The organism is Megasphaera massiliensis (assembly GCF_000455225.1).
In the GTDB taxonomy this organism is placed as follows: Bacteria; Bacillota; Negativicutes; order Veillonellales; family Megasphaeraceae; genus Megasphaera; species Megasphaera massiliensis.
The window spans coordinates 1,292,263-1,299,210 of record NZ_HF954537.1 but is presented as its reverse complement, the minus strand read 5'-3'; the positions used below and the strand labels follow the sequence as shown (position 1 = coordinate 1,299,210).

Sequence of the window (6,948 nt, the reverse complement as noted above, 5' to 3'; positions counted from 1 at the left end):
CATCCGCGGCCAGGTAATTTATTTGTCGTCAAAAAAATCGTCAAAAATAAATGAGTAATCGTGAATTGATGTGAGCCAAATAGGTAGTTTTAGTAAAACAAATATCTTGAATAATATGATTTTGACTTGTTTTGAATTGGATATGGACTTTTTGAACGATTTGTGGAATAATAGTAACATTGGATTGGTGATAGGAAAGGTGGAATACATTGAAACCTGTCTTAGTAAGTGTACAGAGTATCCAACGCGACCCGGAAGGGCAAGAGCTGAAAATAGAGCTCGTTTCTGAAGGTAAGTATTATATCAAAGACGGTACCCAGTATATCGTCTACGAAGAAAGCGAACTGACGGAAATGAAAGGCGTTACGACGGTCATCAAGGTCTTACCCGGAGGGTCCGTCTTATTGTTGCGTCTGGGGAAACTTCGCCAGCGGCAGGAATTTCATAAGGGAAAGGTAACCTACTCCCAGTATGAAACACCGGTTGGCACGTTTGACGTGAAGATGAAAACCTATGAATGCCGTACCGATCTCCAGGATGGTATCGGCACGATCTATCTGGGCTATGACGTCCATATTGAAGATATCAGTTCCATGTATACTCAATTAACCATAACTGTGCAGGAGGATAAAGCGTAATGGAAATGAAGGATTTATTGAAGCAGGGAATTACGGAGGCCTTGAATAAGGCCATGGATAAAGGGACGCTTCCGGCCGGTGATTATCCGAGTGTTGCCTTGGAAGTGCCGCCGCAGAAAGAGTTCGGCGACTTTGCTAGCAATATCGCCATGCAGTCGGCCCGCGTTGCCCATAAAGCTCCGAAACTCATTGCCCAGGCCATTGTCGATGAAATGGATTATCCCTGGCTGGAACGAGCTGAAATCGCCGGAGCCGGCTTCATAAATTTCTTTTTAAAGAACGACGTCATTTACGATACGCTGAAACAAATCCTGGCCGCCGGCGATGCTTACGGCCATGCTCCTTTGCGTGAGGACGATTCGGTCCAAGTCGAATATGTCAGTGCCAATCCGACGGGACCGCTCCACGTCGGCCATGGCCGCGGTGCCGCCTATGGCAGTACCTTGGTCAATCTCCTGCGGGCAGCCGGTTATAACGTCCAGTCTGAATACTATATCAATGATGCCGGAAACCAGATGAATAATTTGGCGGCGTCGGTCAATGCCCGGTACCTGGAACTCTTGGGCCGGCCGGCTGAAATTCCGGAAAATGGTTATCACGGCCACGACATCATTGAAACGGCTCAGGCCATTATTGATCAGGACGGCGATAAATACCTCGACATGCCGGAAGAAGAACGGCTTGACTTGTTTAAAGACCGGGCCTATGTCGAAAAACTGAAGGCCCTTAAGCGGGATTTGGAACACTTCAACGTTTCTTATGACAATTGGTTCAGCGAACGGACGCTCCATCCGGACGCCATCAAGGCAGCCTGCGATGTTCTGCAGGGGCGGGGGAAAATCTATGAAAAAGACGGTGCCTTGTGGCTGAAGTCGACGGATTACGGCGATGATAAGGACCGCGTCGTCATCCGTGATAACGGTGTTCCGACCTATTTGGCTGCCGATATTGCCTATCATAAGAATAAGTACGATCGGGGTTTTAAAACCATGATCAATATTTGGGGTGCCGACCATCACGGTTACGTCGCCCGCGTCAAGGCTGCCATGGCAGCCCTTGGTTATGATACAGCCCAATTGGAAGTCCTTTTACTGCAGATGGTAAGCCTTTTCCGAGACGGACAGCAAGTTAAGATGAGCAAGCGTACCGGTCAGGCCATTACCTTAAATGAACTCATCGAAGAAGTCGGCACCGATGCAGCCCGCTACTTCTTCATCATGCGGTCTCTCGATACGCAGCTCGATTTCGATTTGGATTTGGCTAAATCACACAGCAATGAAAATCCCGTTTACTATATCCAGTATGCTCACGCTCGGATTTACAGTATCTATCGTCAGGCTAAAGAAGCCGGTGCCGACATAGACAGCGACTGGTCCGACGTCAAATGGGATACCTTGACCAATGACTATGAATTGGAGTTGATCAAGAAAATGGCTGCGTTCCCGGAAGAAATCCAGAATGCGGCTCGTGAACGGGCACCGCACCGCATCGCTCATTTCGTTCACGAACTGGCCAGCTTGTTCCATGCTTTCTATAATCATTGCCGTATTATTCAAGAAGACAAGGATTTGGAAAAAGCACGGCTGGCCTTGGTTACGGCTGTACGCATTACCATTGCCAACAGCCTGGCTATTTTAGGGGTTTCTGCTCCTGAAAAAATGTAATATAATAAAATGATAAGTTATGATATGGATTTTGATTCGCAGTGGGCAGAAGCTCGACAGGGAGGAAATATGGCTAAATATATCTTTGTAACAGGCGGCGTCGTTTCTTCGTTAGGGAAAGGCATTACAGCGGCTTCCTTAGGCCGGTTGCTGAAGAACCGCGGCTACAAGGTTACAATCCAGAAGTTTGACCCTTATATCAATATTGACCCGGGTACGATGAGCCCTTATCAGCACGGTGAAGTTTTCGTCACCGACGACGGCACCGAAACGGACCTCGACCTCGGCCACTATGAACGCTTCATTGATATCAATCTCGGCAAGAACTCCAACGTCACGACCGGTAAAATCTATTGGTCCGTTCTTCAGAAAGAACGGCGCGGTGATTATCTGGGCCATACGGTACAGGTTATTCCGCACATTACGAATGAAATCAAGAACCGCGTCTATCGCGTCGGCGACGACGACAATGCCGATATCGTCATTACGGAAATCGGCGGTACCGTAGGCGATATTGAAAGCCTGCCTTTCTTGGAAGCCATTCGTCAGATCAAGAAGGAAGTCGGCCGCAATGACGTCTTGTACATTCACGTCACCCTCGTTCCCTATATCGGTGCTGCCGGTGAATTGAAGACCAAACCGACCCAGCACAGTGTAAAAGAACTGCGCAGCATCGGGATTCAGCCGGATATCATCGTCTGCCGCACGGAACGGGCCTTATCGGATGAAATGAAAGATAAATTGGCCCTGTTCTGCGACATCGATAAAGATGCCGTCATCGAAAACAAGACCTTGAACAGCATCTATGAAGTTCCGCTCCTCTTGTCGGAAGAAGGGATGGACCGCATCGTTTTGGAAAAACTCGACCTGCCCAACCGTCCCTGCGACATGGAAGACTGGAAGAAGATGGTCGAATCGATCTACAATACCGAAAAGACGTTGGAAATTGCCTTAGTCGGTAAATACGTCGCCCTTCACGATGCCTACCTCAGCGTTGCCGAAGCCTTGAATCACGCCGGCATCGCCAATAAAGCCAAGGTCAATATCCACTGGATCGATTCGGAAACCTTGGAAGACCCGAAACTTACGATGGAAGAAGTCTTTAAAGGGATAGACGGCATCGTCGTTCCCGGCGGCTTCGGCAACCGCGGCATCGAAGGTAAAATCCGCGCAGTCCAGTATGCCCGTGAAAATAAGGTTCCTTATCTCGGCTTATGCCTGGGGATGCAGTGTGCTGTTATGGAATTTGCCCGCAACGTCGTCGGCCTCAAAGGGGCTACGTCGTCGGAATTCTGTGAAGACGCTGAATTCCCGGTCATCGACCTCATGCCGGACCAGGTTGATATTTCGGAAAAAGGCGGTACCATGCGTCTCGGTCTCTATCCCTGCAAGCTGGTGGATGGTACGAAGGCACAGGAAGTATACGATGCCAACCTCATTTATGAACGCCATCGTCACCGCTGGGAATTCAACAATAAGTACCGTACGGAAATGGTCAATGCCGGCCTGATCTTGTCCGGTACGTCCCCTGACGACCGTTTGGTCGAAATCATCGAAATCAAGGATCATCCCTGGTTCGTCGGCTGCCAGTTCCATCCGGAATTTAAATCCCGCCCGACCAAGGCGCATCCCTTGTTCAACGGCCTTATTAAAGCGGCCCTCGGTTTGAAAAAATAATAAAGCAAGTGCTTGTCATTGTAAAAAGGACGTCTCTTTTGGGGACGTCCTTTTTACGTGTTGTATATTTTCATGAATCTTGCAAATATCGTATAAATTCTGCGCGGCCATTCTAATTTCGGGATACAAGGTATAAAGATGCAACCGCTATGGGGTATCATGTCATATATGAATATAATATACATAATATATGTGCCTCACGGAACATATATCAAAACGTTGTTTTCTTTAAAAATGTGATAAATTACGACCTTTGAAAAAGGGTTTGTAAACTATTTATTTGTTATTCCACATCCTTGAAAATCCCATAAAATGGCCATTTATACTATACAAAATAGGTGCTGTATGAAGAAATGTAAACCAAAATATCTTTTTAAATTCGGACGACTTCGGACTTCTTTTTCTTTCGCATTGCATATCATAAAAATAAGTTAAATGTGAAACTTTGCTCCGATTTTCACATTGAATAATACGCTACATAATGATATAATGTAAGCGATTGGAAGCATGATTCATGTTTTTATTATTTTTCATTATATAATAATGAGGTGATTTTTGATGTTGAATACCTTTAAACGAGGTGGGGTCCATCCTGACGATGGCAAGATCTATGCAAAAGATAAAGCCATAGAAACCCCGGCAGTACCGGCTCAAGTCGTCATTCCCATGAGCCAGCACTTTGGTGCCCCCTGTACACCGACCGTCAAAGTTGGCGATATGGTTAAAAAGGGACAGCTTATCGGGACCAGTGACGCATTCTTGCATGCCGACATTCATGCATCTACGTCCGGCAAAGTCATCAAAGTTGCGCCGATGCCGCACAACATGATGGTTCAGTGCATGGCTGTCGTCATTGAAGCGGATGGTAAGGATGAATGGGTTGAAGGACTTCCCGAAGCTCACGACTGGAAACAGCTCGACAGCAAAGAAATCCTGGAACTCATCAAAAAAGCTGGCGTCGTCGGCTGCGGCGGTGCTACCTTCCCGGCTCACGTCAAACTGGCTCCGAACAAACCGGTTGATACTTTCATCGTCAATGGCGCCGAATGCGAACCGTACCTGACCTGTGACTACCGTGCGATGGTAGAAAAGGAAACGACGGACAAACTCGTAACAGGTGTCCAGATCTGCATGAAAGTGCTCGGAATTAAAACGGCTTTCATCGGAATCGAAGACAACAAACCGGAAGCCATCCAGAACCTGACCGAAGCTTTCAAAGATATTCCCGAAGTTACGGTTGTTGCCTGCAAGACCAAGTATCCTCAGGGTGCTGAAAAAATGATGATCGAAGCCTGCACGGGCCGTCAGGTAGAACCGGGCGGACTCCCGATGAACGTCGGCTGCGTCGTCAGCAACGTCGGCACCGTCATCGCTATCACCGATGCTGTCTGTCAGGGTATTCCCTTCATCGAACGCCTTACGACCGTTACGGGTGACTGCATCAAAGAACCGAAAAACCTCCGTCTTCGCATTGGTACTACCTTCCAGGAAGTTATCGACTACTGCGGCGGCTTTACCGAAAAACCGGATCGCCTGATTGCCGGCGGCCCGATGATGGGGCTCGCCCAGTATCAGCTCGATGTACCGATTACCAAAGGTGCGTCCGGTATCCTGGCACTCTCTCCGGAAAAATGCCAGGCCGGCGAAGAATCTCCGTGTATCCGCTGCGGCCGCTGCGTAGAAGCATGTCCGATGGGCCTCGTTCCGAGTCAGCTCAGCATCTTCTCGTCCTGCCAGGCTTGGGATAAATGCATGGAATACGGCGTCATGAACTGTGTTGAATGCGGCAGCTGCGTTTATACCTGCCCGGCAAAACGCAATATTGTCCAGTATATCCGCAATGCAAAAGGTCAGTGCAAAGCAATGCAGCGCGAAGCGCAGGCGAAAGCAGAAGCACAGAAAGCCAATAACTAGTTGGAAGAAGGGATATCATGAGTCCAGAAGCTAAAGGACAAACAAATGGAAAGGATGCTAAAGACATGCAGGAAATCAAACTTACCGTAGCATCTTCACCGCATGTTCGCTGTAACGAAACGATTCCTAAAATCATGTGGAATGTTGTTGCCGCTCTCGTACCGGCTGCTGCGTTCGGCGTTTACTATTTCGGTGTCAATGCTCTCGTCAATATCATCGTCGCAATTGTCTCGGCTGTTATCTTTGAATTCTTATGGGAAAAGGCGATGCACAAACGCATCACCATTACCGACGGTTCCGCTGTCATCACCGGCCTTCTGTTGGCTATGACCTGTCCTCCGAGCCTTCCTTGGTGGATGAGCATCGTCGGTTCCTTCCTGGCTATCGTCGTCTGTAAACAAGCTATGGGCGGCCTCGGCTACAATATTTTCAACCCGGCTCATGTCGGTCGTGCCGGCCTGATGGTTTCCTGGCCGGTGGCTATGACCACCTGGACACAGGTCAACGGTACGGTCATCGACGGCGTTGCCGGTGCAACTCCTTTGAACGTTTTCAAACACGGCGGTTCCGATGCCCTGTTCCAGCTTTTCGGTACGAATGACTGGAGCAGCATTTACCAGAGCCTGTTCTTCGGTTTCCGTAACGGTTCCCTCGGTGAAACCTCTACGGTTCTCCTCATCCTCGGCGGCTTATGGCTGATTTACAAAGGCTATGTTAACTGGCAGGTTCCGGTCGTCATGATCGCCACCGTCGGTATCCTCACCGGTGCTGTATACGGCAGTGCCAACGTTGCCCTCTTCCAGATGATGGCAGGCGGCCTTATCATTGGTGCTTTCTTCATGGCAACCGATATGGTCACGGCTCCGATTACCGTTAAAGGTCAGGTCATCTTCGCATTAGGCTGCGGCCTCATTACGGTTTTGATCCGTGTACTCGGCGGTTATCCTGAAGGGGTTTGCTACTCCATCTTGCTCATGAATACCTTGACTCCGCTCATCGACCGTTTGGTTAAACCGACTGTCTTTGGTGCGGTAAAGACAAAGGGGGCTAAATAA

5 protein-coding genes are annotated in these 6,948 nt (G+C 48.7%); all 5 read left to right on the top strand.

Translation table 11 applies throughout. From position 1 onward, the window contains the following. The first annotated feature begins 209 nt into the window (after positions 1-209). The 5 genes from TX77_RS09490 to TX77_RS09470 all read left to right on the top strand — a co-directional run bounded on the left by TX77_RS09490 (position 210) and on the right by TX77_RS09470 (position 6,948). Positions 210-638, top strand: a complete 429-nt coding sequence (locus TX77_RS09490; protein ID WP_176698823.1) for a YwiB family protein — start codon at positions 210-212, stop codon at positions 636-638. Beyond that, positions 638-2,302, top strand: a complete 1,665-nt coding sequence (gene argS, locus TX77_RS09485; protein WP_044504626.1) for an arginine--tRNA ligase — start codon at positions 638-640, stop codon at positions 2,300-2,302. Before TX77_RS09490 ends, argS begins: the two co-directional genes overlap by 1 nt. Before the next feature lie 69 nt (positions 2,303-2,371). After that, on the top strand, positions 2,372-3,979 hold the full coding sequence (locus TX77_RS09480) for a CTP synthase (protein ID WP_044504624.1): 1,608 nt from the start codon (positions 2,372-2,374) through the stop codon (positions 3,977-3,979). A 558-nt stretch (positions 3,980-4,537) separates the two neighbouring features. After that, positions 4,538-5,893, top strand: a complete 1,356-nt coding sequence (gene rsxC, locus TX77_RS09475) for an electron transport complex subunit RsxC (RefSeq protein WP_044504622.1) — start codon at positions 4,538-4,540, stop codon at positions 5,891-5,893. Positions 5,894-5,910: 17 nt separating this feature from the next. Further along, positions 5,911-6,948: an RnfABCDGE type electron transport complex subunit D gene (locus TX77_RS09470; RefSeq protein WP_044504620.1), complete on the top strand. Its 1,038-nt coding sequence runs from the start codon at positions 5,911-5,913 to the stop codon at positions 6,946-6,948.